The organism is Hydrogenovibrio halophilus DSM 15072 (assembly GCF_000384235.1).
GTDB classification, from domain to species: Bacteria; Pseudomonadota; Gammaproteobacteria; order Thiomicrospirales; family Thiomicrospiraceae; genus Hydrogenovibrio; species Hydrogenovibrio halophilus.
In genome coordinates this window covers 1,396,921-1,423,307 of sequence record NZ_KB913033.1, presented here as the reverse complement: position 1 = coordinate 1,423,307, position 26,387 = coordinate 1,396,921, and the positions used below count along the sequence as shown (strand labels likewise).

At 55.5% G+C, this 26,387-nt stretch carries 28 protein-coding genes; 17 read left to right on the top strand and 11 right to left on the bottom strand.

The genetic code is table 11. The features are described 5' to 3' along the window. Positions 1-2: 2 nt before the first annotated feature. From A377_RS0106915 to ccoN, 8 genes are all read right to left on the bottom strand, one after another. Positions 3-2,546 carry a heavy metal translocating P-type ATPase gene (locus tag A377_RS0106915; RefSeq protein ID WP_019895525.1) on the bottom strand — a complete coding sequence of 848 codons (2,544 nt, stop codon included), beginning with the start codon at positions 2,544-2,546 and terminating at the stop codon, positions 3-5. Then, complete coding sequence (locus A377_RS0106910; RefSeq protein ID WP_083919123.1) at positions 2,546-3,109, bottom strand: FixH family protein; 564 nt, start codon at positions 3,107-3,109, stop codon at positions 2,546-2,548. Before A377_RS0106910 ends, A377_RS0106915 begins: the two co-directional genes overlap by 1 nt. Before the next feature lie 140 nt (positions 3,110-3,249). Next, positions 3,250-4,707, bottom strand: coding sequence for a cytochrome c oxidase accessory protein CcoG (ccoG, locus tag A377_RS0106900; protein ID WP_019895522.1), 1,458 nt, complete (start codon positions 4,705-4,707; stop codon positions 3,250-3,252). A 176-nt stretch (positions 4,708-4,883) separates the two neighbouring features. Then, positions 4,884-5,027: a hypothetical protein gene (locus tag A377_RS13170; RefSeq protein WP_019895521.1), complete on the bottom strand. Its 144-nt coding sequence runs from the start codon at positions 5,025-5,027 to the stop codon at positions 4,884-4,886. Between the two features lie 51 nt (positions 5,028-5,078). Further along, on the bottom strand, positions 5,079-5,978 hold the full coding sequence (gene ccoP, locus A377_RS0106890) for a cytochrome-c oxidase, cbb3-type subunit III (RefSeq protein ID WP_028485341.1): 900 nt from the start codon (positions 5,976-5,978) through the stop codon (positions 5,079-5,081). Between the two features lie 20 nt (positions 5,979-5,998). Next, positions 5,999-6,172, bottom strand: coding sequence for a cbb3-type cytochrome c oxidase subunit 3 (locus A377_RS13120; protein ID WP_019895519.1), 174 nt, complete (start codon positions 6,170-6,172; stop codon positions 5,999-6,001). 3 nt (positions 6,173-6,175) lie between these two features. Continuing rightward, the gene (gene ccoO, locus A377_RS0106880; protein WP_019895518.1) at positions 6,176-7,003 is read right to left on the bottom strand and encodes a cytochrome-c oxidase, cbb3-type subunit II; all 828 of its coding nucleotides are present in this window, start codon (positions 7,001-7,003) and stop codon (positions 6,176-6,178) included. A 72-nt stretch (positions 7,004-7,075) separates the two neighbouring features. Continuing rightward, positions 7,076-8,506 (bottom strand): cytochrome-c oxidase, cbb3-type subunit I, encoded by a 1,431-nt coding sequence (gene ccoN, locus A377_RS0106875; protein ID WP_028485340.1) that lies wholly within the window; start codon positions 8,504-8,506, stop codon positions 7,076-7,078. A gap of 626 nt (positions 8,507-9,132) precedes the next feature. Here ccoN and hisB point away from each other — a divergent pair. The 11 genes from hisB to A377_RS0106820 all read left to right on the top strand — a co-directional run bounded on the left by hisB (position 9,133) and on the right by A377_RS0106820 (position 17,149). Continuing rightward, positions 9,133-9,720 carry an imidazoleglycerol-phosphate dehydratase HisB gene (hisB, locus tag A377_RS0106870; RefSeq protein WP_028485339.1) on the top strand — a complete coding sequence of 196 codons (588 nt, stop codon included), beginning with the start codon at positions 9,133-9,135 and terminating at the stop codon, positions 9,718-9,720. After that, positions 9,721-10,380 (top strand): imidazole glycerol phosphate synthase subunit HisH, encoded by a 660-nt coding sequence (gene hisH / locus A377_RS0106865; protein ID WP_019895515.1) that lies wholly within the window; start codon positions 9,721-9,723, stop codon positions 10,378-10,380. It begins immediately after the preceding gene. 14 nt (positions 10,381-10,394) lie between these two features. Continuing rightward, positions 10,395-11,156, top strand: a complete 762-nt coding sequence (hisA, locus tag A377_RS0106860) for a 1-(5-phosphoribosyl)-5-[(5-phosphoribosylamino)methylideneamino]imidazole-4-carboxamide isomerase (protein ID WP_028485338.1) — start codon at positions 10,395-10,397, stop codon at positions 11,154-11,156. Beyond that, the gene (gene hisF, locus A377_RS0106855) at positions 11,153-11,926 is read left to right on the top strand and encodes an imidazole glycerol phosphate synthase subunit HisF (protein ID WP_019895513.1); all 774 of its coding nucleotides are present in this window, start codon (positions 11,153-11,155) and stop codon (positions 11,924-11,926) included. Before hisA ends, hisF begins: the two co-directional genes overlap by 4 nt. Further along, positions 11,923-12,267, top strand: a complete 345-nt coding sequence (locus tag A377_RS0106850) for a phosphoribosyl-ATP diphosphatase (RefSeq protein WP_019895512.1) — start codon at positions 11,923-11,925, stop codon at positions 12,265-12,267. Before hisF ends, A377_RS0106850 begins: the two co-directional genes overlap by 4 nt. Before the next feature lie 106 nt (positions 12,268-12,373). Continuing rightward, positions 12,374-12,694: a histidine triad nucleotide-binding protein gene (locus tag A377_RS0106845; RefSeq protein WP_019895511.1), complete on the top strand. Its 321-nt coding sequence runs from the start codon at positions 12,374-12,376 to the stop codon at positions 12,692-12,694. 114 nt (positions 12,695-12,808) lie between these two features. After that, the gene (gene tatA / locus A377_RS0106840) at positions 12,809-13,087 is read left to right on the top strand and encodes a Sec-independent protein translocase subunit TatA (RefSeq protein WP_019895510.1); all 279 of its coding nucleotides are present in this window, start codon (positions 12,809-12,811) and stop codon (positions 13,085-13,087) included. A gap of 39 nt (positions 13,088-13,126) precedes the next feature. Further along, positions 13,127-13,636 carry a Sec-independent protein translocase protein TatB gene (gene tatB / locus A377_RS0106835; protein ID WP_019895509.1) on the top strand — a complete coding sequence of 170 codons (510 nt, stop codon included), beginning with the start codon at positions 13,127-13,129 and terminating at the stop codon, positions 13,634-13,636. After that, positions 13,633-14,631 (top strand): twin-arginine translocase subunit TatC, encoded by a 999-nt coding sequence (gene tatC, locus A377_RS0106830; RefSeq protein ID WP_019895508.1) that lies wholly within the window; start codon positions 13,633-13,635, stop codon positions 14,629-14,631. Before tatB ends, tatC begins: the two co-directional genes overlap by 4 nt. Before the next feature lie 34 nt (positions 14,632-14,665). After that, complete coding sequence (locus tag A377_RS12125) at positions 14,666-16,465, top strand: thioredoxin domain-containing protein (RefSeq protein WP_019895507.1); 1,800 nt, start codon at positions 14,666-14,668, stop codon at positions 16,463-16,465. Further along, positions 16,466-17,149 (top strand): zinc metallopeptidase, encoded by a 684-nt coding sequence (locus A377_RS0106820; protein WP_019895506.1) that lies wholly within the window; start codon positions 16,466-16,468, stop codon positions 17,147-17,149. A gap of 13 nt (positions 17,150-17,162) precedes the next feature. On the opposite strand, the gene A377_RS12120 is transcribed toward A377_RS0106820, so the two are convergent. Next, positions 17,163-17,999 (bottom strand): ComF family protein, encoded by an 837-nt coding sequence (locus A377_RS12120; RefSeq protein WP_019895505.1) that lies wholly within the window; start codon positions 17,997-17,999, stop codon positions 17,163-17,165. A gap of 329 nt (positions 18,000-18,328) precedes the next feature. Here A377_RS12120 and bioB point away from each other — a divergent pair, with 329 nt between their 5' ends. Genes bioB through bioC form a run of 4 tightly spaced genes read left to right on the top strand, consistent with a single transcriptional unit; the run spans position 18,329 to position 22,305 of the window. Then, positions 18,329-19,345: a biotin synthase BioB gene (gene bioB / locus A377_RS0106810; protein WP_019895504.1), complete on the top strand. Its 1,017-nt coding sequence runs from the start codon at positions 18,329-18,331 to the stop codon at positions 19,343-19,345. Positions 19,346-19,351: 6 nt separating this feature from the next. Further along, entirely contained in the window at positions 19,352-20,578 is a 1,227-nt protein-coding gene (gene bioF, locus A377_RS0106805) for an 8-amino-7-oxononanoate synthase (RefSeq protein WP_019895503.1), read from the top strand. Then, entirely contained in the window at positions 20,575-21,378 is an 804-nt protein-coding gene (locus A377_RS0106800; protein ID WP_019895502.1) for an alpha/beta fold hydrolase, read from the top strand. The genes bioF and A377_RS0106800 overlap by 4 nt, the downstream gene beginning before the upstream one ends. A gap of 9 nt (positions 21,379-21,387) precedes the next feature. Beyond that, a complete protein-coding gene (gene bioC, locus A377_RS0106795) occupies positions 21,388-22,305 on the top strand; it encodes a malonyl-ACP O-methyltransferase BioC (protein WP_019895501.1) in 918 nt (305 codons plus the stop codon). Positions 22,306-22,552: 247 nt separating this feature from the next. Here bioC and A377_RS0106790 read toward each other — a convergent pair whose 3' ends face one another. Beyond that, positions 22,553-23,155: a hypothetical protein gene (locus A377_RS0106790; RefSeq protein ID WP_019895500.1), complete on the bottom strand. Its 603-nt coding sequence runs from the start codon at positions 23,153-23,155 to the stop codon at positions 22,553-22,555. A gap of 175 nt (positions 23,156-23,330) precedes the next feature. Here A377_RS0106790 and A377_RS0106785 point away from each other — a divergent pair, with 175 nt between their 5' ends. Then, positions 23,331-23,720, top strand: coding sequence for a Gfo/Idh/MocA family oxidoreductase (locus tag A377_RS0106785; protein WP_019895499.1), 390 nt, complete (start codon positions 23,331-23,333; stop codon positions 23,718-23,720). A 76-nt stretch (positions 23,721-23,796) separates the two neighbouring features. Here the strand turns inward: A377_RS0106785 and A377_RS0106780 are convergent, their stop codons facing one another. Then, the gene (locus tag A377_RS0106780; protein ID WP_019895498.1) at positions 23,797-24,033 is read right to left on the bottom strand and encodes a YdcH family protein; all 237 of its coding nucleotides are present in this window, start codon (positions 24,031-24,033) and stop codon (positions 23,797-23,799) included. A 264-nt stretch (positions 24,034-24,297) separates the two neighbouring features. On the opposite strand from A377_RS0106780, the gene A377_RS0106775 reads away from it, so the two are divergent. Next, complete coding sequence (locus A377_RS0106775; protein ID WP_019895497.1) at positions 24,298-26,370, top strand: heavy metal translocating P-type ATPase; 2,073 nt, start codon at positions 24,298-24,300, stop codon at positions 26,368-26,370. Positions 26,371-26,387: the final 17 nt, after the last annotated feature.

Genomic DNA, 26,387 nt, shown 5'->3' with positions numbered 1-26,387 from the left:
TCCTAACTTTGATCGGCTTTATTCGGTGCCGGCTTTGATGCTTTGGCCAGCTGGGCCTCGCGTCTGGCGACGGCTTTGGGATGAAAAAAACGGCGAATGCGTGCGGCATTGAGAATGACCACCAGACTGCTCAACGGCATGGTAATGGCCGCCACCAACGGTGTCAGCATGGCCGCCATGGCCAAAGGCACAAACGTCACATTGTACACAATGGAACTGACGATGTTTTCCTTGATGGTTTTGAGGGTACGCTGTGACAGCGCCAGAGCGGTGTCCACCGAAAGCAATTCATTGTTCAGCAAAATGATGTCGGCGCAATCCATGGACACGTCTGTGCCCGACCCCAGGGCCACACTGACCCGGGCACGGGCCAGTGCCGGGGCGTCGTTCACACCGTCACCCACCATGACCACCGATTGTGTTTGCTGCAATCGGGCAATCACATCGTGCTTTTGGTCCGGCAGCACTTCGGCAATGACCTCCATCCCGCCCAGCTCTGAAGCCACCGACTCGGCCACGGCCTGACGGTCACCACTGAGCAGCGTGACCTGTTTGCCCTGTGCTTTCAAGCGGTCAATCAGCGCACGCGCATCGTCACGCAACGGGTCCTGCAAAAACAACACCGCCTGAACCTGCTGATTGCGCACCACCCAAACGCTGGTCTGCCCGGTTTTTCCCCGTTCGGCTTCCATTTTGACCAGGCCTGGTGGAAAATCCACCCCATACTGACTCAGCCAGGTGCGCGTGCCGATCAGATAATGCTGGCCCTGCCATTCGGCTTCCACACCTCGGCCGGGGTGCGCCTGAAAATGCTCCAAGGTCAAACGCTGGTTTTTCAACGCCGGGTATTGATCCTGCAAAGCCGCCACAATCGCCTTGCCCAATGAATGCTCCGAATGAAATTCAATCCGGACAATGGCTTCGATCAGGTGGGCTTTTTCGGCTTCATCGTTTTGAATATGATCCACCCAGACCGTTTCCTGCAACTGCATTCTGCCCTGGGTCAGGGTGCCGGTTTTGTCAAACACAAAGTGGTTCATCTGTTGCAGCACTTCCAGCACCGCACCGTTTTTAATCAGAATCCCGTTCTGAGCCGAAACGCCGGATGCGACTGCCGTGGCCATGGGGGTGGCCAGCCCGAAGGCACAGGGGCAGGTAATAATCAGGACGGCGGTCGCCGCGATCATGGCCGTTTCCAGATCCGCATTGACAATCCAATAGGAAAAACTGAGCACGGCCAGAGCAATGACCACCGTGACAAACCAGGGCATGATCTTTTCAGCCGTGCATTGTATCGGGGCCTTGGCACCTTGCGCATCTTCGACCATGCTGACAATGCGTCCCAGCATGGTGCCCTGAAGGATCGCGCTGACTTCAACGGTCAGAGTCCCGTCCAGATTCAGGGTCCCGGCAGACACATCCATGCCAGTCTGCTTCCAGATTTCGCGGGATTCGCCGCTGAGCATGGATTCATTGACATTGCCGGTGCCCCGCAGCACCTTGCCATCCACTGGGATCTGGTCGCCGGGTTTGACCATGACCTGGTCTCCGGGCTTGAGTTTTCTGACCGGGACAACAGAGACTTCGGACGTTTCCGGATCCACACAACGGGCCACTTTCGGCTGCAAATCCATCAAACGCTTGGTGGAATCCATCGCTTTGTTTTTGGAGATGGCTTCCAGATAACGACCGATCAGCAACAGGAAGATGAAGTCGATCATGGTGTCAAAATACACGTCCCCGGAATGGGAGGGATCGACCGTGACCCAGAACGAATAAAAATAGGTGGTCAATATCCCCAGAGTGATGGACACGTCCATGCCCACACTGCGGGCCTTGAGAGATTTCCAAGCCCCGTGCCAGAAAGGCTTGCCGGAATAAATCAACGTCACGGTGGCGATGGCCCACTGCACCCAATGAAAATAATGACGGAAAGCGGGGTCTTCATCGGCACCCGCGTACAGAGCCACCGCGAACCACATCACATTCATCATCGCAAAACCAGCGAACCCCAGTCGGTAAAGCAAATCGCGATTGGCTTTGCGGTAGGCCTCTTCGCTGGCCGAGGCGTCATAAGGCGTGGCATCGTAGCCGATGCGGTTCAGAGCGTGAATGATCTCGGACAATTGAACGCGGTCATTGTCCCAGCGCAGTTTGATTTGTTTGTTGGTGAAATTGACTTTGGCCATCAGCACGCCGTCAAGCTTGGCCAGAGTGTGCTCGATCAACCAGATGCAGGCAGCGCAATGAATCGCCTCGGACATCAGTGTGATGCTGCGGCGGCTGTCCAGTGATGGAACAAATTGACTTTGTACTTCGTCGTAGTCGTAAAAATCGGCATTGGGCGTTGGCGGCGGCGGCGGAGAAAGCAGCTCGCCTTCGGGCGTACGCCGGTAAAAGGCGTCCATCCCCGCCTCATGAATGGCTTCACAGACTCCGGCGCAGCCATGACAGCAAAAAACCTGAGACTGACCGTTTATCGGATGCGTGACCTGGCTGGCTTTGAGCGCCGGCTGGCCACAATGAAAGCAGCTGTCACCGCTCATCAGGAAGCATTGGACTCAGCGTCTTTGACAAAAACCGTACGCCCAAGATTGAAGGTTTTATCGCCCTTGACCACTTCCATCACAAAGTCGTATTTGCCTTTCAATGGCAAGGTCAGCTCGCCTTTGTACTGACCCGTCTGACCGGTCGGGCTCAGCGTCAACTGTCCATCGTATTCCTTGTTGGAAGGCCGATAATAATAGAGTACCGCCGAATCCACATCAAAAGCCTGCTCGGCTTTATCCAGTACGGTCACGGTCACGGTTTCCGGCTGGCCTGCGGTCAGTTCGGGCATGTCCACCTTCATCTGCCAGCCCATTTTTTCCATTTCATTGCGCTTGGCAATGATCTCACCCATGTTTTTGCCCTTCTCATAGAAGTCGGGCACCGTCAGACCCGGCGCCGTCACAATCGCCATGCTCACCATGAAAAAATTGACGGAAAGCACCAGCACCAGAATCAAAAACCAGCCAATCACAAACGGGTTCTTCCAGGCCACACTCCAATCACGCTGGTCTGTCTTTTGAGATGATGTTTTTTCAGACGATTTGGGTGACGCAGACATTGGGTAACTCCCTTTCAAAAATTGAAGCGCTCCGGGCAATAAAAAAGCCTCAGGCTGACGCCGAAGGCCTATTATACCCAAATCCACACCCTGAAAAAGTCAAGGGCATGGAGAAACTGTGACGCTTTGCATGCTTTTGTTTATGGGCTGATAAACATGCTTTCGTAGGTTTCTTTGACCTGTGGATTGTTCAAGTCCTGAACCTTGATGTCGATCGGCGTATTGGTCTGTTCAATGTCCCCTTTTGGAATCCGGACCAGTAACGTGGCCGTGCCCACAGTCCCGGGCTGAACGTTGATCTTCTCATCCACAATATAGATCAGCGAATCCGGTCCATCCACCGTGATTTCTGCTTCCAGCAACTGATCGGTTTTATTGACAACCTTCGCGTAATATTTGTTCTGAATGGAACCATCGCTCATCTGAACAAACAACGGAGCCCTTTCGTGCAGGACTTTCATGTCTATCGGGGACATGTTAATAAGCCCCCAGATCATGGCGACAGCGGCAAACGTCATGATCCCTGTATACACCAGCACACGAGGGCGTTTGTAAAATGGTGTGAAGGGCTTGCCACCAAACTCGGCCAGAGAGGCGTAACGAATCAGCCCTTTCGGCTTTTTGATTTTTTCCATCACCGAATCACAGGCATCAATACAAAGGCCACAGGTAATGCAACCGAACTGCTGACCTTTGCGGATGTCAACGCCGGTTGGACAAACGGCCACACACAGGTTGCAATCGATGCAGTCCCCCAGTTCCGGTGCCTCCTCTCCGGGCTTTGGACGGCGCATCCGACCCCGGGGTTCACCCCGGTCCACATCGTAAGTGGGCACCACGGTTTCAGTGTCAATCATGGCACCCTGAATCCGGGCATAGGGACAGAAGCCAATGCAAACCTGCTCACGCAGAAAACCGGCAAAGAAAACCGTGGCCGCAGCCAACCCCAAAATAATGATGGTTTCGGTGGAGGTCCATTCCAGCGTAAACAGTCGTGCCCACAGGTCCAGTGCCGGATCGAAATAGGCGACAAAACTGAACCCGGTCATAAAGCCGATAAAAGCCCATGCCAGCCATTTTGGAACTTTCTTTCTGATCTTGTCCAGATTCCAGGGCTGTTGTTCCAGCTTCTGACGCTTGTTGGGATTGCCCTCAAACTTTTCTTCCAGCCAGGTAAACACGTCCATCCAAACGGTCTGAAAACAGGCGTAACCGCACCAAAGACGACCCGCTACCGCCGTGGTGGCGGCCAGAGCCAGTGCAGCAAACAACAGCATCATGGCCAGCACCCAGATGTCCTGCGGCAGGATGGTTAAGCCAAAAATATGAAACTGACGGTTCACCAGATCAAACAAAATGGCCTGTCGCCCGTCCCATTGCAGATAGGGACCGAGAAAAAAGGTCAGCCACATCGCCGCCACAACCCATTTGATCGTGCGAAAACGCCCACTGATGCGTTTGGCATGCACGGTTCCGTCTGTGTGCACAGAGAGCAGCTCCACCCCGATGTTCTGAAGATTCTTGTTCGAAGTTTCCATGCCTTCCAGCTGAGATTTGTGTGTGGCGTCGTAATGCGGATCCTTGTTTTGATCTGACATGACCCATCCTTTTGGTTCTTGAAAATTGCCATCTGATTTTATAAGAAAACACTTATATTAAAATGCGAATTTTCTTATAAAAGCCGATAAAAATTTGCCGATTTTTTGGCTGCGGAAAAGAAAAAGGCCCAAACGTACTGTTCAGGCCTTTTTCTAACCAACGGTGACACGGTCACTCAGGACTGTTTGTCCTCGTCATCTTCTTCCATGCCTTCCATCCCACGAGTGGCTTTCCAGGCAAAGGCAACCAGGGCAACGATCGAAAACACAATGGCTCCAATCGACCCCCAGAGGACCCAGTCGTTGTTCAATTCATTCATGATCTACTCCTTGTTTTGAGCAATAGTGATGGAGGTTAAACAAACCGGGTTTTATTGCCCGCCACCCAACGCGTGGACGTAAACCGCCAATCGTTTCATATTGACTTCGGCATCCGGCAGGCGGTCCGCAAACGATGGCATCACAGCGTTACGCGTGTTTGGTGCCAATTCACCGTCCTTCTTGACCATCACACCGTATTTGATCGTTTTGATCACTTCATCCCGCTCACTGCTGAAGCGCCAGATCTGGTCGGTCAAGTTGGTTGCGCCATTGGCGGCCAAAGGCTTACCTTGCGGGCCATGACAGGCCAGGCACATGCCCTTCTGATACACGGCCTTGCCAGCCGAAACAGACGCGTCATCGCCATTACCATTGGCCAGAGCGATCACATAATCGGCGACCTGTTCCACTTCTTCGTCGTTCAGGTTACCCATCATGCCACGAGCTGGCATGTTACCAATGCGGCCTTTTTCCAACGCTGTGTAGATCTGATCAATCTTTCCGCCCCACAACCAATCGTCGTCGGCCAGAACCGGGAAGTTGGGGTTACCCTGACCACCCGCACCGTGACAACCGGCACAATAATCACCGAACAGCACTTTGGAAGTTTTGACGGCGTAGGTTTTCAGTTCGTCGTTTTCAATGATTTCTTTCAGTGGCAGTGCCGCCAGTTGCTCTTCTTCCTGAGCAAACTTCTGATCACGCCAGTTTTTCAGAACCTGGTAGTCTTCTTTGTACTCTTCCACCTGAGTCCATCCGGTCATCCCTTTATAGTGAGAGTCGGTCCACGGAATGGTGGGGTAATACAGTGCATAGAAAACAATCATGACAAAACCGGCATAAAAGGCCAGCATCCACCAAAGCGGTGGTGGATTGTCCAGCTCACGGATGTCTTCATCCCAAATGTGGCCGGTGTTACCTTCATCTGGCCAAGGGTTATGTTGTGCCATACTTGTGCTCCTCAGAATAATTAATCGTCGTCCAATATTTTATATTTTTCTTCTTCCAGCTCTTTACGCTTACTGGGGCGCAGGGCGCGCCAGAAGGTAATGAGCATTCCGAAGAATACCGCAACAGTGATGATCAACCCGACCCAATCCGAGGTCGTCATGGCTGACCAGTCTGTCTTGAAATAATCAAGCATATATCACTCTCGGTAAGACTTGCTGTCGTCTAGTTTCACCATGGTGCCAAGCACCTGCATATACGCGACGATGGCATCCATTTCGGTATAACCCTCAATGGCGGCATCCGCATTGGCGATTTCTTCATCGGTGTAAGGCACACCCAACGTACGCATAGCCGTCAAACGCTTGGCCATATCACGTTTGGTTCCGAAGAAACTTTTGTTGATCGGGTTTTCAGCCAACCAGGGGTAAGCTGGCATGACGGATTCAGGCACCATATCCTGAGGACGCATCAGGTGCAGAACGTGCCATTCATCGGAGTACTTGCCACCGACTCGAGCCAGATCCGGCCCGGTACGCTTGGACCCCCACTGCATCGGGTGATCGTACATGGATTCGGTCGCCAGTGAGAAATGACCATAACGCTCGCGTTCATCACGGAAAGGACGAATCATCTGAGAGTGACAGATGTAGCAACCTTCTCGCAGATAAATATCACGACCGGCCAGTTCCAAAGGCGTGTAAGGACGAACCCCGTCACCCGCTTTCCAGTCTGCAACCATCCAGTTACCGTTCTTGTCCTGCTCGTAAAGCGCTTTGTCGGACACCAGCTGGCCATCCTCCATCGTGAATTCACGCTCCCAGACCAATTCCGGGAATTTCTCGTTTTTCACGTTCCCGTATTTGTCGGTTTGTTCGGTGTAATCTACGGCTTCCTTGAGATAGAACAACGGGACGATTTCAACAATCCCGGCGATGGAAACCGACAGTGCCGTTACCATGAACAAGCCGAAGATGTTCTGCTCCAGGCGTTCCTGAAAGTTTTTGGGCTTTTGATTCTCTGACATGAGTCTAATGCTCCTCAACTCATCATATGTATTTTGTGGCAAGCCAATCGGCTCACCACCTTTTTGTAGCTGTTATGCGTTGGCAGTCGTGCCCACTTCCTGTCGGGCGTTTGCCGTGCGGATGGTCATAATGACGTTATAAAGCATCACAACCGCGCCTGAGAAGAACAGGACACCACCGACGACACGCATCACATAATATGGGTGCATAGAAGCAACCGATTCGGCAAAGGTGTAAGCCAGTGTGCCGTACTCATCATACGCTCGCCACATCAAGCCCTGCATGATACCGGACACCCACATCGCGACGATGTAGAACACGGTGCCAATGGTCGCCAACCAGAAATGGAAGTTGATCAGCTTCATGGAATACATTTCGGTGTTCCACATTTTCATCACCATGTGGTACAGAGCGCCGATGGAAACCATGGCAACCCAGCCCAGTGCACCGGAGTGAACGTGACCGACTGTCCAGTCTGTGTAGTGAGACAGGGCGTTAACGGTCTTCGCCGCCATAACAGGCCCTTCGAAGGTCGCCATTGCGTAGAACGCCAGGGCGATGATCAGGAAACGCAGAATGTAATCGGTTCTCAAACGGTCCCACGCACCGGAAAGCGTCAGCATCCCGTTCAGCGCACCACCCCATGACGGAATGATCATGGCCAGTGAGATGACCGCACCCAGCGACCCGGTCCAGTCAGGCAGAGCGGTATACTGCAGGTGGTGAGCACCCAGCCAGACATAACCGAACATCAGAGCCCAGAAGTGAATCACCGACAGACGGTAGGAATAGATCGGACGTTGAGCCTGCTTGGGAACAAAGTAGTACATGATCCCCAGGAAACCGGCTGTCAGGAAAAAGCCAACCGCATTATGGCCCCACCACCACTGGATCATGGCATCCTGAACACCACCAAACAGTGAATAGGAACGGAACAGCGAGACAGGGATGGCCAGACCGTTCACCACATACAGATAGGTGATTGCAATCATCATCCCCAGGAAGAACCAGTTGGACACGTACACATTGGGATGCGTTTCTTTATTGCGTGCCGCAATGGTCATCACGAAGTTCAGGGTGTAAAGCGTCCAAACCAACGCAATCGCAATCGCCAGCGGCCATTCCTGCTCGTGGTACTCCTTACCAGTGGTCATGCCCAGTGAGATGGTCACCACCACCAGCAGCAAACCAATCGTAAACAGAATGGCGGTGACCCAAGCCATGCCATTACTCCAGAGCTTGACCCCATTCGTCCGCTGGACGGTATAGAAGGCCGTGGCCATCAAGGTCATGCCGCCGAAGGCAAAAATAACGGTATTGGTGTGCATCACACGCAGACGCGCAAACGTGATTTCAGCGATGTCAAAGTTCAACGCCGGCCAGGCAAGCTGTGAAGCGGCAAAAGTACCCAGAAAGGTACCCAGCACCAAAAACACAATTGCCCCGACCGTCAGGTACTTGACCACACCATCATTGTATTGTGGTTTTACTGTCGTATCCATCGGAAGGATTCCCCCTTATAGTCAAAAATTCAACTTGCCACGAAAGCCTTTGCTTTCAAACAAGCCGGTTTCCTCGTCGGCCATTATAATGACTTCGGCCTTTTCCGGCCGTTTTAAAACGCGCTAAAACTTAATCCAGATCAAATTTTAAAACGCTCAAAGCCCAGACTTTGGCGAACCAAGTCATAACCCGGAAAATTCATAAAATTATGCACCATCTCGCTTGCCCCTTGATTCCACAAGAAATATTTCTTCAGTCGGTCGTAATCGTGGATACGACACTTCTTCAGAAATTTCCTTGTAAAAACAATCTCCTGCGCGATATTGGCGCAAATTTATGAAATTTCCGGGATAAATCAAAACACGCGACATTATCGCAAAATCCGCCCGCGCTTATCATCACGCTGACGCAAATTTTTTTTATGAGCGCAATTAAAAATATCTAAGCCATTCATAACGCACGAAAACGCCCCTTTACCCCGCACACAACCCCGTCACCTTTTCCACCAGGCCTGGCAAAAAAATTCACACCCGATGGCCAGGCGGCTATAATATTGCCATTTCTCAGTGACCTGTACACAAAACGTTGGCATGGGTCCGCGACCGAATGCGGGAGTCTATTCATGATGCGCCAAGCTTCCATCACGCGTGACACGCTTGAAACCCAGATACGGATCGAACTGAACCTGGACGGAGAAGGCAACGGCCGGTTTGACACTGGCGTGCCTTTTTTTGAGCACATGCTGGATCAGATTGCCCGTCACGGCCTGATCGATCTGAACATTACCGCCAAAGGCGACAACCACATTGACGACCATCACACAGTCGAGGACATTGGCATTGTTCTGGGCATGGCGGTCAAGGAAGCCGTGGGAGACAAAAAAGGCATCCAGCGCTACGGCCATGCCTATGTGCCGCTGGACGAAGCCTTGTCACGCACCGTGATCGACCTTTCCGGGCGCCCCGGACTGATCTTTGCAGCCGACTTCACGCGCGAACAGATCGGACAATTCGAGACTCAGCTGGTTCAGGAATTCTTTCAGGGATTTGTCAATCACGCCCAGGCCACCCTGCACATTGATTGCCTTCGCGGTCACAACGCCCACCATCAGGCAGAAACCATTTTCAAATCCTTCGGACGCGCCTTGCGCATGGCGCTGTCCCCGGACCCCCGCATGGCCGACCAACTTCCTTCGACCAAAGGGGCCCTGTAAATGAAGGAAGTGGAAACGGGCGTCAACCACAAAACCGTGTGCGTGGTCGATTACGGCATGGGCAACCTCAACTCGGTCGCCAAGGCCGCACAAACCGTGGCCCCAAGCCAGACCCGGATTGAAATCACGCATGACCCGGCACGCATTGACCAGGCCGACGCCGTGATTTTTCCGGGACAGGGTGCGGCCCGTGCCTGCATGCAGGCACTGACCGAGGCTGGCCTGCATCAGGCCATTCTCAAGGCATCGAACGAAAAGCCGTTTCTGGGGATCTGCATGGGGTTGCAAGTGCTAATGGGACACAGCGAAGAAAACGCGGGGGTTGACTGCCTCAATCGCCTACCCGGAAACACCCATCGCTTCGACCTGACCCCCTACCCCGGCCTGAAACTGCCGCACATGGGCTGGAACCGCATTCACCAGACACTGGAACACCCGCTCTGGCATGGCATCGAGCAGGACGCCTGGTTTTATTTTGTTCACAGTTATTATGTGCGACCCGAGGCCGCCGACACCATTGCTGGCCAGACCACGCATGGTCAAACATTCTGCTCGGCCATTGCCCAGGACAACATCTTTGCCATTCAGGCCCATCCGGAAAAAAGTGCCGACTCAGGCCTGCATCTGTTGAAAAACTTCATGCACTGGTCAGGAACCTAACGCAAAGGACCGCTATGCTTTTAATTCCCGCAATCGACCTCAAGGATGGACAATGCGTCCGCCTACGTCAGGGCGACATGAACGACGCCACCGTCTTTTCCGGCGACATCGTCGCCATGGCGCAGAAATGGACCGAACAGGGTGCCAGACGCCTGCACATGGTGGATCTGAATGGCGCCTTTGCCGGCAAACCGGTCAATGCCAGTGCCGTGTATCAGGTGCGCGAAGCCTACCCCGACCTCCCCATCCAGATCGGCGGCGGCCTCCGCGACCTCGCCACCATTGAAGCCTATCTGGATGCCGGCGTCAGTTACTGCATCATCGGCACCCAGGCCGTTCACGACCCGGACTTTGTGCGTCAGGCCTGCGAACGCTTCCCCGGCCACATCATTGTCGGCCTGGATGCCAAGGACGGCAAGGTCGCCATCAATGGCTGGGCCGAAATCACCGACCACCATGTCGAGACGCTGGGAAAACGGTTTGAAAACGACGGCGTCGAAGCCATTGTGTATACCGACATTGGCCGTGATGGCATGATGCAGGGCGTCAACATCGAGGCCACCCAGAAACTCGCTCAGGCACTGAACATCCCCATCATCGCTTCCGGCGGCATCACCAATCTGGACGACATCCGGGCGCTGGCTCAAATCGAATCCGACGGCGTGACCGCTGCCATCACCGGGCGCGCCATCTACGAAGGCACACTGGACTTCGGACAGGGACAGACCCTGTCGGATCAGCTGTCGCAACAACTTGCCGGAGCGACCTCATCATGACACTGGCCAAACGCATCATTCCCTGCCTGGACGTTGACAATGGTCGTGTGGTCAAGGGCGTTCAGTTTGTGGACATTCGCGATGCCGGCGACCCGGTGGAAATCGCCAAAAAATACGACCAGCAGGGGGCCGACGAACTGACCTTTCTGGACATCACCGCCACGGCCCATGACCGCGACACCATCATTCACGTGGTCGAAAGCGTGGCCAGTCAGGTGTTCATCCCTCTGACGGTTGGCGGCGGCATTCGCAGCGTTGACAATGTGCGTACCCTGCTCAATGCCGGTGCCGACAAGGTGGCCATCAACTCCGCCGCCATTTTCAACCCCGGCTTTGTGCAGGAAGCCAGTGACAAATTCGGCGCCCAGTGCATTGTGGTCGCCATCGACGCCAAAAAAGTCAGCGCACCCGGCGACCCGGACAAATGGGAAATCTTCACCCATGGCGGGCGCAAGCCCACGGGCATCGACGCACTGGAATGGGCTAGGAAAATGGCCGAACTGGGTGCCGGAGAACTGCTGGTGACCAGCATGGATCAGGACGGCACCAAATCCGGGTTTGATCTGGCGCTGACCCGCGCCATTGCCGACGCAGTGCCGATTCCGGTCATTGCTTCCGGCGGCGTGGGCAATCTGGATCACCTGTGCGCCGGGGTCACAGAAGGCCATGCCGAAGCGGTGCTGGCGGCCAGTATTTTTCATTTTGGGGAATACACCATTGAACAGGCCAAAAACCGAATGCAAAAACAGGGCATAGAGGTGCGTTTATGACCGACAACGACATTCTGACGCAACTGGATCAGGTTCTGCAATCGCGCAAAAATGACTCCCCGGATGACTCTTACGTCGCCAGTTTGTATCATAAGGGACTGGACAAAATTCTGAAAAAAGTGGGCGAAGAAGCCACGGAAACGGTCATGGCTGCCAAGGACCTGGAACACAGCGTCACTCAGCATCAGGACCAAACTCACCTGATCGGCGAAGTGGCCGACCTGTGGTTTCACACACTGGTGCTGTTGCACCATCAGGGACTCAGTGCCCAGGACGTCAGCCGCGAACTGGAACGGCGTTTTGGCCTATCCGGCCACGAAGAAAAAGCCCGGCGCCAATAAAGGCGTCATCAGGGTCACAATAGCGTGATCCAACTATGAGTGTTCACAAGATTCTCATACAACGACGGCCAAATTCAATGGCCTCATCAACAAACAGGAAAAAACTATGACACCTGAAAAAACCCTCTTCAGTCAAATCATCGACCGGGAAATTCCCGCCGACATTGTGCACGAAGACGAAAAGTGCATTGTGATTCACGACATCAACCCCAAGGCACGGGTTCACCTGCTGGTGATCCCCAAAAAGCCGATCCCGACCTTGTTTGACCTGGCCCCCGAAGACAAGGATCTGATGGGTCACATGATGCTGTTGTTGCCGCAACTGGCTCAGGCACAGAGTCTCGACGGGTTTAAAACCCAGATTCACACCGGGGAATCCGGTGGACAGGAAGTGTTCCACATTCACATTCATTTACTGGGCAATTAGCCGCATTTACCATGACGCTGTCATGGTGAAAAACGCACAAAATTGCCATGCGCTTGGCGTTTCTGCTAAGATTAGCGGCTATTCTTTCGACCGATCATAACGGAGATCACACTCATGGGTATTAGCATCTGGCAACTACTGATTATTCTGGCCATTGTCCTGGTTCTGTTCGGCGCCAAGCGCCTGCGCAATGTCGGTTCCGATCTGGGCGGAGCGATCAAAGGCTTCAAAAAAGCCGTCGCCGAAGAAGACAAAAAAGAAGAGAACGACAAGCTGGAAGAAAAAGACAACAATGTGTTTGACGTCCAGGCCGAAGAGAAAAAAGACGCCGACAAAGCCACGTCAGAAACGAAATCAGACGACGAGCCAACGGACAAAACCCCCAAGGCCTGAAATCACTCTGGCCTGACCGGCCATAAGGACGTGTAAGCGATGTTTGATATCGGCATGCTCGAAATCATGATCATTCTGGTGATCGCTCTGCTGGTGATCGGCCCGGAGCGTATGCCCGAAGTCGCACGTAAAATCGGGCAATTCATGGGCAAGACCAAACGTTTTGTGCATTCCGTTCGCGAAAACAGCGAGCTCAATGACACGGTTCGCGAGCTTCAGAGTTCGATGAATCTGGAACAGGAGCGCAAGGAGCTGGAAGACATCTCCCGCTCCATGCACACGGATTTTTCCGAGATCGAAAAAGACCTGCGGGAAAACGAAGGCATCACCCGTCCGTTCGGCGAGCTGGACGAGGTGTCGCCTTCGCAGTTCAACCGTGCTCCGGCCCAGCCCAAACCACCGAACACGCCAGATTCAGAAACCTCGGAATCATCGGACACAACCGGTTCGGAGGCACCACCAACCACCGCCGATGCGACAGACTCAACGCCTGCCAAGCCGGAACCCTCGTCTGACAGCGATACCACAGAAAAACGGACGACCCCATGAGCGACGGCGCCCTGCCACCCCAAGACAAGGAAATGTCACTGGTCCACCACCTGCTGGACCTGCGCAATGCCGTGACCAAAGCCGTACTGGCCATACTGGTGCTGTTTATTGCGCTGTTCCCTTTTGCGAACGACCTCTATATTTACATTTCCGAACCCTTGTCGCGCTTTTTGCCCGAAGGCACCAGCATGATTGCCACGGGCGTGGCTTCCCCGTTTCTGACGCCCTTTAAATTGAGTCTGGTGCTGGCCATTTACCTGGCCATGCCGTATCTGCTGTATCAGATCTGGTGGTTCATTGCTCCCGCCCTGTATCAACACGAAAAACGTCTGATCGGGCCTTTGCTGTTTTTCAGCTCCTTTCTGTTTTATGCCGGTGGGCTGTTTGCCTACTATGTGGTCTTCCCGCTGGTGTTCGGTTTCCTTTCCACCGCCGCCCCGGAAGGCGTCACTGTGGCCACCGACATTGCCCTGTATCTGGACTTTGTCATCAAAATGTTCTTCGCCTTTGGCCTGGCGTTTGAAGTGCCGATTGTGGTGGTGCTGCTGATCATCACCGGCATGACCTCCCCTGAAAAAATGGCGCATGCCCGCCCCTACATTGTGGTCGCAGCGTTTGTGCTGGGCATGCTGCTGACCCCGCCGGACATTGTTTCACAGACACTGCTCGCCATACCGGTCTGGCTGCTGTATGAAGCCGGTGTGATCATCGGCGGCATGATCGTCAAGGCCCGTCGTAAAAACGAGGATGAGGACGAAACCGACGGGAACGACGATCGGTCACAACCAACCTCAGACCAACAGGCCAATACCAAAACAGAACCGGAATTCGATGACCGCTATGCCGATCAGCTTGACGATGACTGGGACGACAGTGAATGGGACGATGCCTTTGAAAAGATTGATGCCGAATTCGATGCACTGGAAAAAGATCAGTCCAAACGCCAGCGCGGGGACTCAGACAAACCCGATGATGACGAGTCGCCCAAAAAATAACCAGGCCTGGTCAAATGGGGCTTTTTTATGGCCGATGTGTTGCTGGATCATTGCTCTGATTGGCATAAGCTGGGGGATTCTTTCTCCGGCTTATGCCGCCAACGCGTTGAAAGACCACCCGTCTGCCTACCTGGCCATGCATGGCGACGACCCGGTCGACTGGCAGCTCTGGACTCCCGCCGTTCTGGATCGGGCCCGCAAAAACGACAAGCTGATTCTGCTTTCCAGTGGCTATTATGCCTGCCACTGGTGCCATGTCATGCAGGCCGACAACTACCAGTCGTCCGACACCGCCGCCTACCTGAACCGGCACTTCATTTCCGTCAAAATCGACCGCGAACTGGATTCGGCGCTGGATCAGACCATGCTCGATACCAGTCGCAAACTGGCCGGTCATGCAGGCTGGCCCCAGCACCTGATTCTGACACCGGAAGGCGACCCGTTTGTCGCCTTTGTCTATCAGCAACCCAATGTCTTCCGTCAGACACTGGAACGCAGCGTCCGGGCCTGGCAAACCCAGCCTCAGCGCATCCGGGAACTGGTGCAGCAGGCCAGACAGCCCGACGCCCCGGAAAAGGACCATCAACCGCCGTCAGAACGCACGCCCGACAACTTTGCCCGTCATCTGAGCCGTGAACTGCTTAAGCAGGCCGACGAACTCAGCGGAGGCCTGAGCGGCACACAGAAATTTCCCCGCGCGCCATTATTGCTGACGGTGCTGTCGATACTGCAACAGCACCCCGACCTGCCTGAGCATGACGCTCTGAACGAGTGGCTGCTCCTGACACTGGAGCAGATGCAGAACCAGCATCTGCAGGACCACATTCACGGCGGCTTTTTCCGCTACAGCGTGGACCCGGACTGGCAGACCCCGCATTTTGAAAAAATGCTTTATACCCAGGCAATGCTGGCCCGCCTGTATTTTCAGGCCAGCACCGAATACGACCGCACCGATTTTTTACAGACCGCCCAGCGAACCCTGCATTATGTGCAAAACGTCCTGTTTGTGGACGCATTGGGACTGGCCATCGGCTCCCAATCGGCTCTGGACGCCAGTGGCAGGGAAGGAGGCAACTATCTGTGGTCACTGGACGCTCTGCAAACCTCGCTGCGCCCGCATCTGTCCAGCGACGCCTGGAAGCAGGTCCACCAGGCCTGGTCATTAAACCAGAGTCCGCCTTTTGCCGACGGCTGGCTGCCCAAACCCAGCGACGCCATTGACGAGCACTGGCCGTTGATTCGGACGCAATTGGGCTGCAGCCGAACTCAGGCCCCCGTCGACAACAAAGCTCTGCTGGGGTGGAATGGGCTGCTACTCTCCGCCTACGCCGCCGCCATCCGTCACCAGCCCACTGTGACCACCCTTCAGATCGGACAAAAACTGGCACAGACACTGTGGCAGCAGCTTCAGTCGGACGCGATGCCCGCTGCGATCGGTGTGGAATCGCCCTTTCCAAACATTGGTCAGGCCGAGTTAGCGGACCTCAGTTTCATGCTGGACGGATTGCAAAACTGGGATCAGGCGACCAAAGACATGGGCCGAACCCGCCTCAACCCCAAAGGCAACGCTCACGCCTGGCGCGAAACGTTGCGCCGGAACTGGCTCCAACGTTACCATCTCGCGGATGGCTGGCGCCTGAGCGACGGTGAGCGAATCGGATTTCAGCCTCCCAGCCCCATTCTGCCGGCACAGGTCTGGCCGAGTCCCTCCTCGCAATTGACCTGCGCCCCCTTATCGGATTCGGCCAGCGCTCTTGCCTGGGCCCACCCCCTTGAGTATGCCGACATCCATCAGCGCCTCAACTGCGTCTCCCGGACCACGGAGCCACGCTGAATGGGCTGGTTGCTGATCGGTCTGGCCGGGCTGTTCGTATTGACCACCCTGCCCAGCCTGTACACCCGCCACATTCTCAACAAACACAGCCAGCCGCATCCCGACATCCCCGGCACCGGTGGCCAGTTCGCCGAACATCTGGCCCGCAAATACGATTTGCCGATCCGGGTGGAAATCACCCCCGAAGGCGATCACTACGATCCCATCGACAAGGTGGTCCGGCTGAGCGAAGCCAACTACCACAGCAACTCTCTGACCGCCATCACCACGGCGGCGCATGAAATCGGTCATGCGATTCAGGACAAAAACGGCTACGAACCGTTTATCCAGCGCACCGTTCTGGTTGAGCGTTCGCTGTGGATGCAGAAATTCAGCGGCATGGCCCTGATGGCGACCCCGTTTCTGATTCCCCTGATGCACACGCCCCTGATCGGGCTGGCCACCTTCGGGGCCGGGTTCATTGCCATGGGCGTGCCAGTGATCATTCACCTGTCGACCCTGCCGGTGGAATTTGATGCCAGCTATCAACGTGCGCTGCCGCTTCTCAAAGACGGGGACTACCTGTCCAGATCGGATTTGAAAAAAGCGCGACGGATTCTCTGGGCCTGTGCCATGACCTATGTGGCCGCGTCCCTGTCGAGCCTGCTCAATCTGTGGAAATGGCTGCGGGCGCTGAAACGCTGACCGGAGCGACGAATCAAGGCGGATTGGCGCGCGCAAACACCCAGCTTTGCAGCGGGATGTCGGCATTGGCCCGACGGCAAACCGACCCCAGATGAAACAAAGTGCTGCCTGTGGTCATCACATCGTCCAGCAACACCACCGTGCCGCTCTCCAACCCGGCCAATTGCCGCTCGCCCGCAGCGGTCAGCGCAAACGCCCGTTTTAAATTGGCTTGCCGCGCTCTGGCCGACAACCCTGCCTGCGAAGGCGTGTCATGCCGCCGCCGAACCCAGTCCCGGCACAAAACAAACGGGGGGTCTTCACCGACCTGACAGAGCAATTTCGCCAGTTCCAGAGACTGATTGAAGCCCCGTTGCTGCAACCGTTGCGGGTGCAACGGCACCGGAATCAGGTAAATGGGACCGGCCGTGCAGGCCTCCGCGTGAGCGGCCATCTCTGTGAGCCGCCGCCGCCATAACTGCGCCATCACCTGCCCATAGCTGAGATCGGGGCCGTATTTCAAAGCCTGGACAAATTCTTTGGCGGTGCCTTCGTAGCGAAACGCCGCCAGCGTTTGCTCAAACGGCGGCGACGTTTGCAGACAGCGACCGCAAATCCGTCCCACCTCGGCGGGCATCGGTGCCAGACATTGTGGACACAGGGATTCGCCTTCGTCCCCGGGCACACTCAAGGCGGCGACTTCCTCCGCCGACAGATCCACCGCGTCGGTCAACACACCTTGACGGGCACAGGTGGGCGGAAACACCCATTCGCTCACGCCGCGCAGACGGGAGGCCAGAGAGGAAAGTCCGTTTTTTTCAGGCGTCAACGGCGTCCAATGGCCCGTTGACGGCTTGTGCGCTTTCGGCATGATGTCCCAGTGCTGATCCGTTATAATGTGAGCTTAACCCGAATATTTCACAAATTTGCACCGATCTCGCTTGCCTCTTGATTCCACAAGGCATATTTCCTCAGTCGACCGTAATCGCTGATACGGCACTTCTTCGGAAATTCCCTTGTGAAAACAAGTTCCTGCGCGACCTCAGCACAAATTCATGATACATTCGGGGTTAATACAAAATCAAAACCACGACAAATGACTGGGTATTCAGCCGTTTTTGATTTCTCGGCCATTCGTCGAGTTCTTCGATTCGTGCAAAAAAAAACTTTATCAGATTTTAACCGAAGGCAGATTCCATTATGGCACTGGGCGACATTCGCAACGACTGGACACTGGAAGAAATCCAGACCCTGATGAACCAACCTTTCAACGACCTGATCTTTCAGGCCCAGACGGTGCATCGCCAGTATTTTGATCCCAATGAAGTGCAGACCAGCACCTTGGTCAACATCAAAACCGGGGGCTGCGCCGAAGATTGCGCCTATTGTTCGCAAAGCGCGCGCAATCGCACCGAGGTGGAAAAAGAGCACATGATGGACGTGCAGGAAGTGATTGAACAGGCCGTCGCCGCCAAAGAAAAAGGCGCGACCCGTCTGTGCATGGGCGCGGCCTGGCGCAACCCCAGCAAAAGAGACTTTCCCAAAGTGCTGGAAATGGTGCGCGTGGTCAAAAACCTGGGACTGGAAACCTGTCTCACTCTGGGCATGCTCAGCGACGATCAGGTGCGCCAACTCAAGGACGCCGGACTGGATTACTACAATCACAACCTCGACACCTCCGAAGCCTTCTATCCCAAAATCATCACCACACGCAATTATCAGGACCGGCTCGACACCATCGACAAGGTCCAGCAGGCGGGGATTCACGTCTGTTCCGGCGGCATCATCGGCATGGGCGAAGCTCATAAAGACCGGGCCGAACTGATCCGCACCTTCGCCACCCTGCGCTATCACCCGGATTCGGTGCCCATCAATCTGCTGGTACCGATTGAAGGCACGCCGCTGGCACACATGAAAGGCAAAACCGATTCCTTTGAATTCATCCGCGTGATCGCCGCGGCACGGATCACCATGCCCAAAACCTATGTGCGCCTGTCTGCCGGGCGCATGGAAATGCCCGACGAAGCCCAGGCTCTGTGCTTCCTGGCCGGAGCCAACTCCATCTTTTATGGCGACAAGCTGCTGACCACTGAAAACCCGGAAGCCGGTCACGACGAGCGTTTGTTTGCCAGACTGGGCATTCACAAGCAGACCGACCGACAAGCGCAGGCTCAGGCCGAAAAACTGGCGGCGCAGATCACCGAACTCACGGCCTGATCCTTAATGACGTCCCCCACTCCCCTGTCACAACGCCTGAGTGAACGCCTGGCCCGGCAGCGTGAACAGGGCCTGTGGCGTCAGCGCCCGCTGACCACCCGGCCCCAAAGTGTCAGCACCCAGATCAACGGGCTGGCCACATTGAATTTCGCTTCCAACGACTATCTGGGGCTGGCCAATCACCCGGCGATCAAGGACGCCGCCCGTCAGGCCTTAAATAACAACAGCAACAGTGTCGGCAGTGGCGCGGCCCATCTGATTAGCGGCCATCATCTGAGTCATCACCTGTTGGAAGACGAACTGGCCGATTGGCTGGGCGTCGAACGCACCCTGCTGTTTTCCACCGGTTACATGGCCAATCTGGCCGTACAACAGGTTCTGACCGAAAAAGGCGATCGGATTGTGGCCGACAAGCTCAACCACGCCTCCCTGCTGGATGGTGCCCGTTTGAGTGCCGCCGAACTCAAGCGCTATGCCCATGCCGACATGACTGCTCTGTCGCGGCGTCTGCAACAGGCGCAGCAGGCCGGACAACAAGCCATGGTGGTCACAGACGGGGTGTTCAGCATGGATGGCGACCTTGCTCCATTGGCCGAAATTCAGGCATTGTGCCAAACTTACCAGGCCTGGTTGTTTGTGGACGATGCCCATGGTTTCGGTGTGCTGGGCGATCAGGGTCGGGGCAGTTTTGACCATTTGGGTCTGACACCCGACGCCAATACGGTGCAGGTGGGCACACTGGGCAAAGCATTCGGCACCGCCGGCGCGTTTGTCGCCGGCAGCAGCCATGTGATCGAAGCCCTGATCCAACTGGCCCGACCTTACATTTACACCACTGCCTCCTCGCCGGTCATCGCCGAAGCGTCACGGGCGGCATTGAAACAGGTACGCAACGACGCAGCGCGCCGCCAACGGCTGCACCACAACATCCGGCATTTTCGCCAACAGGCCCGGGCCATGCAGCTGCCTTTGATGCCTTCGCACACCCCGATTCAACCCCTTCTGATCGGCGACAATGCCCGGACCATGGCGCTGGCCGACTGCCTCAAAGCCGCCGGTTTCTGGGTCGGTGCCATCCGCCCCCCAACCGTACCCAAAGGCTCGGCCCGTCTGCGCATCACCCTCAGTGCCGACCACACCCCGGCACAGATTGACCGGCTGATCGACACCCTGGCCAAAACCTGCACCCTCCAGGAAGCCGCACAGAAAACCGCACAAGGAACCGAATCGTGACCATCCGACTGACCCGACTCGGCAACCCAGATCCTGAGGCCCCGGTCCTGACCCTGATTCATGGCTGGGCGGCGGAAAACGCCATTTGGGAAGACTGGGCCCAGACCCATTTTGGCGACCGATTTCAACTGGTGCTGATGGAGCTGCCCGGTTTCGGTCAATGTCCGGCATTGCCGGAACAGCCCGCCGACCAACAGATGCAAGCCTGGCTGGACAGCTTGTGGCAGGGCTTGCCCGAACAGACGCACCTGTTGGGCTGGTCGCTGGGAGGCATGCTGGCACAAAGGCTGGCCTGGCGCGCCCAACAGCCCGAATCGGCAAAACGCATCCAATCCCTGATCTGTCTGGCCAGCACCCCGCGTTTTGTCCAGAACGATGGTTGGCGCAAAGCGGTCAGCCCCAAACTGATGAGCGACTTCATCCATGCCCTGGCCATCGAAACCAGCCGGGTGGTCAAGCAGTTCTGGAACCTGCAGCTGCAAGGCTCCGACAACGCCCGGCCTTTGGTGAAACAACTCAAAGCCCATCTGGGCAAACGCCATCTGCCCAGTTACCAAGGTCTGATGCAAGGGTTGATACTGCTGCGTGACCTCGACAACCGCGACCTGTTGCCAGCTCTGACCCTGCCGACCCTGTGGCTGTTTGGGGAAAACGACCCGCTGATACCGGTGAGCTTGCGCCAGACCCTGCCCGAACTGCAACCTCACGCGCAGATAGAGATTCTGCCCGGCGCCGGACACATGCCATTTTTCTCTCATCCCGAAGCAACGGCCCGGGCCATCAATGGATTTATACACTAGAATACGCCCATGCTTAAATACCGTCGCGACCACATTCAACACCACTTCAACCAGGCCGCCCGCACCTATGACGAGGCCGCCGTCCTGCAAAAGCGGATTGCCGAAGACATGGACCAGCGTCTGCAACTGGTCACACTGACCCCGGACCGAATGCTGGATCTGGGCGCAGGCACCGGGTTTCTTTCGGCCAAACTGCAACGCCGCTACCCAGGCGCCCAACTGCTGGCGCTGGACCTGTCTCCCCAGATGCTGCAAGCGGCAAACCAGCGGCTGCACGCACAGCGACCACGCTGGTGGCAGGCCCCGTTTGGCAGACGCCCGACGCCCCGTCTGCTCAATGCCGACGCCCACGCCCTGCCGCTGGCAGACCAGAGCGTGGATCTGGTGATGACCAATCTGATGCTGCAATGGTGTGATGACCCGGACCGAGTATTTGCCGAAATCCGCCGAGTGCTGCGACCCGAAGGACTGCTGATGTTCAGCTCTTTCGGCCCCGACACCCTGACCGAACTGCGCCAGGCCTGGTCAAATGTGGATGCCCGCGACCATGTCAGCACCTTTATCGACATGCACGATCTAGGCGATGCGTTGATTCGAAACGGGTTTGGCCAGCCGGTGATGGACACCAGCCATTTCACCCTGACCTACGATCAGCCAATGGGCGTGCTCAAGGATCTGAAAGCCATTGGGGCTACCAATGCCAGTCAGGGACGCGCCCACGGCCTGACCGGTAAAACCCGCTTTCAGAAAATGCTGAGCGCCTACGAAGGCTTTCGTCAGCAAAGCGATGGCCGGATTCCAGCCACCTTTGAGGTGGTGCAAGGCCACGCCTGGGCGGCCGAAGAGGTGACCAAAGGTCCCAACCGGGACAAATCCGGGCACATTGAAATCAGTCTGGACGAATTTTCCCGCCAGACCAAGGCCTGACCTGCTCAGACCTCACGCACCCTCGCCTTAACCCGAATGTTTCATGGATTTGTGCTGAGGTCGCGCAGGAACTTGTTTTCACAAGGTGATTTTTGAAGGAGTGCCGTATCGGCGATTACGGCCGACTGAGGAAATATGCCTTGTGGAATCAAGGGGCAAGCGAGATCGGTGCAAATTTGTGAAATATTCGGGTTAACCCCCTTTTTCACCAGGCCTGGTGAAAAAAGCATCGAACTGGCTGCGAACATCAGGGCTCGGACACAATCGGCACGGCGTATTCGACGTCCTGATCGCGGTCCAGTGTTTCCAGCAAGGCGTCGTACGAGGCCGGTTGCCCCACATCAAACACCGCGGTAAACCGGTTGGGCAAACGCGTGATCAGATTGAAACCGTAACGTCGGCTCAATACTTCCAGATCGCGTTGCTTGCGCACCTTGATCACAAAACGGCTTGTCACCACCGCATTGACCCCGGTTTGCCGGTTCAACACCACCGGCACCCAGTTCACCGTCTGGCCATCGACAGTCTGCTGAAACGGCGCACAGGCGTCACGTTCAAACCAGGGCCGTTCGCTCTGATAAACAAACCAGGCCCCGTTGCGTTGCAGCAAGGCCGGTGCCCGTTGCGGTTGCGCCTGCCACAGATCGGGAGGCTGCAGAGTCGCCATGTGATCAGGCTGCACCTGATACGGCGCCCCGGCCAGCTGCGCCACCAATTCACACGGTTGCGTATAGGCATTCGCCGAAAACGGCCACACCAGCATCCAACCCAGCCAGAGACTGACCGCGCCGCGCCGGGTGATAAAAAAACCTGCTGACCAATAAATAATTCTTTGCGTAACAACGCGCATACAATGTTCACCTACGTCAAAAATCGGTTATACTCACCGAATAAATCATAACAAAGTGACTCACAGCACTCGGGTCCTTTTCGGCACAACCGACAGAATGTTCGTTGCACTCTGAAACAGATCTTCGGTTTTTCATACCGCGAGATATCCATTAATGCAACGAGGAGCAATACCCATGCGCAAAATCACCATACTGATGATCGGCCTGGGCCGCATCGGCGGTAAATTCTATGAACAGTTCAGCAATATGAACCCGGAGCATGTGGAAATCATCGGCGTCAGCGAACCCAACATGAACAACCCACTGCTTAAAAACGTGGAACAGCGCGGCATTCCCAACTTTCCCGACTTTGAAGAAGCGCTCGACAAATACGGCGAAGGCATCGACATCATCATGGACACGTCCAACCGTTCGGAACTGAAGCAAGCCATCCGCCGGAAACTGCAGGACACCGACAACAGACACTCGGTCATGGTGCCCATGGTCGTGGACTATCTGATGTGGTACCTGTTGCCCGGCTCCGAAGCCATTCCGCAATCCCATCATGACGACATCGGCTACTGATTGCCGATCCGTCACCCACAAAAAAGCCCGCATTAAGCGGGCCTGAACTGATTACCGATTCATATCAGTAAATCGTTTACCCTTTCAGCATTGCATACAAATCGTCTTTCAGCGCCAGTCGCTGCTTTTTCAAATCTTCCATGGTTTCATCAGCCACAGGCGATTCTTCTTTTTCCAGCGCTTCGATCTTGGTGGTCACTTCATCATACTGGTCAAACAGTTTATGAAAGTGCGCATCGTTCATTTTCAGTTCATGAATCCGATCTTTCAATTCCGGAAATTCGTGCGCCAGATCGTGGTGTTCCAGGGCCATAATACTTACTCCTTAACTAAACAAATAAACGAAGAGAGTTTACCGACAGCATGGCAAGAGCGTCAAGCAAAAACCCCAAAAGTGTGCGCTTTTCATTGACCGCCACCGTTTTTTTGGTATGTTGGACTGAAAACGGGAAAACCAACGGCAACCAGCACCGCTGAAAAACGCCCGTCCGCCCTGACGGACAAGGCACCATGTTTTCTGCCTGGCCGCCTGTCGGGCTTAAGTCCGACAGGCGGCCAGACCCACAAAGGAGGGAGTATGCACGCTCATTCCGATTCGTCGCATTCGCACCACAATCACGACAGCCATCACAACCACCATGATCACAGCAAACATCACGATCACACCGAACACCACCGGATGATGATTCGCGATTTTCGCCAACGGTTCTGGGTCTCATTGCTGCTGACCCTGCCGGTTCTGTTGCTCTCCCCCATGGTTCAAGGGTTGTTGGGGTTCCAGTTTCAATTTCCTTTTTCCGACTGGGTGCTGTTTGCGCTGGGGGCCGCAGTGTATTTTTACGGCGGCTGGCCCTTTCTAACCGGCCTCAAAAACGAGCTCCAGAACAAAGCCCCGGGCATGATGACGTTGATTGGCGTCGCGATCACGGTGGCTTTCGCCTACAGTGCCGCCACGGTTCTGGGCATGGAAGGCAAGACCTTTTTCTGGGAGTTGGTGACCCTGATCGACATTATGCTGCTGGGCCACTGGATCGAAATGCGGTCCGTGATCAATGCCTCCAAATCGCTGCAAACCTTGGTGGCCATGCTCCCAACCAAGGCCCGAAAACTTGGCCAGGATAGTACCACTGAGGACGTGCCCATCGATGAGCTCAAACCGGGCGATCAGGTACGCGTTCAGCCCGGCGAAAAAATCCCAGTGGATGGCGAAGTGGTGGAAGGAAAAAGCTCGGTCAATGAAGCCATGGTCACCGGCGAATCCAAGCCGACCACCAAAGAGACCGGGCAAAAAGTGATCGGCGGCACCCTCAACGGAAACGGTTCCCTCACAGTGGCGGTACAACAGGTTGGCGAACAGGCGTATCTCAACAAAGTGATTCAAATGGTCCATCAGGCCCAGGAAAAAAAATCCAAGGCCCAGAACCTGGCCGATCGCATCGCTTTCTGGCTGACCATCATTGCCTTGACCACCGGGTTCGCCACCCTGGTTGCCTGGGTGTCACTGGGGCAGACTTTGGTGTTTGCGCTGGAGCGCATGGCCAGCGTCATGGTCATCACCTGCCCGCATGCGCTGGGTCTGGCGGTGCCTCTGGTGGTCGCCAATTCCATCTCCATGTCGGCCCGCAACGGCCTGCTGATCCGCAATCGCACAGCGTTTGAAGACACCCGACGCATCACCACCATCGCCTTTGACAAAACCGGCACTCTGACTAGGGGCACCTTCGGGGTCACCCAATGCCAAAGCGTTACCGATGAATGGTCCGATGACGAGCTCCTCAAGCTGGCCGCCGCGGCCGAAGCCCGTTCCGAACACCCAATTGCGGTGGCCTTGGTGGAAGAGGCGCATCACCAGGAGATGACGCTTCCCGAAGCGAAAGACTTCTCTAGCTCTCCCGGTGAAGGGGTGAAAGCACAAATCGAAGGCAAAAAAGTGCAAGTGGTCGGGCCGGGGTATTTGCAGGCCCATCGGATTCGGTGGCCGCAACCAGACCAGCAAAACACCTCTGAAAACAAGCATGCCACAGAAACGCGCGTCTTTGTTCTGATTGATGACCGACCGGCCGGCCGCATTGCCATGGACGATGAAATTCGCGAAGACGCCTTTGCCGCAGTCAAAGCCCTCAAAGCCATGGGCATCCGGGTCTGCATGATGACCGGCGACAACGAGGAGGTGGCTCGCAAAGTCAGTGAAACTTTGCAGCTGGATGCCTATTACGCCGGGCTGCTGCCGGATCAGAAACTGGAGAAAATCCACGAATTTCAGCAACAGGGCGAGTTCGTCGCCATGACGGGCGATGGCATTAACGACGCCCCCGCTCTGGCGGCCGCCGATGTGGGGATTGCGGTGGGCTCCGGAACCGATGTGGCAGCGGAGACCGCCGACATCATTCTGATCGACAGCAATCCGCTGTCCGTGGTGGGCCTGATTGGTTTTGGCCAGTCCACGCACCAGAAAATGATTCAAAACTTTGTCTGGGCCACCGGTTACAACGTGGTCGCCATTCCGCTCGCGGCCGGTGTGCTTTACCAGCAGGGCATTCTGATCAGCCCGGCACTTGGGGCCATATTGATGAGTTTGAGCACCGTCATCGTCGCCATCAACGCCCAGCTTTTGACCTTCCCCAAAGAAAAGCAAAGCCAGGCCAATTGAGTGCCAGCTTCACGACA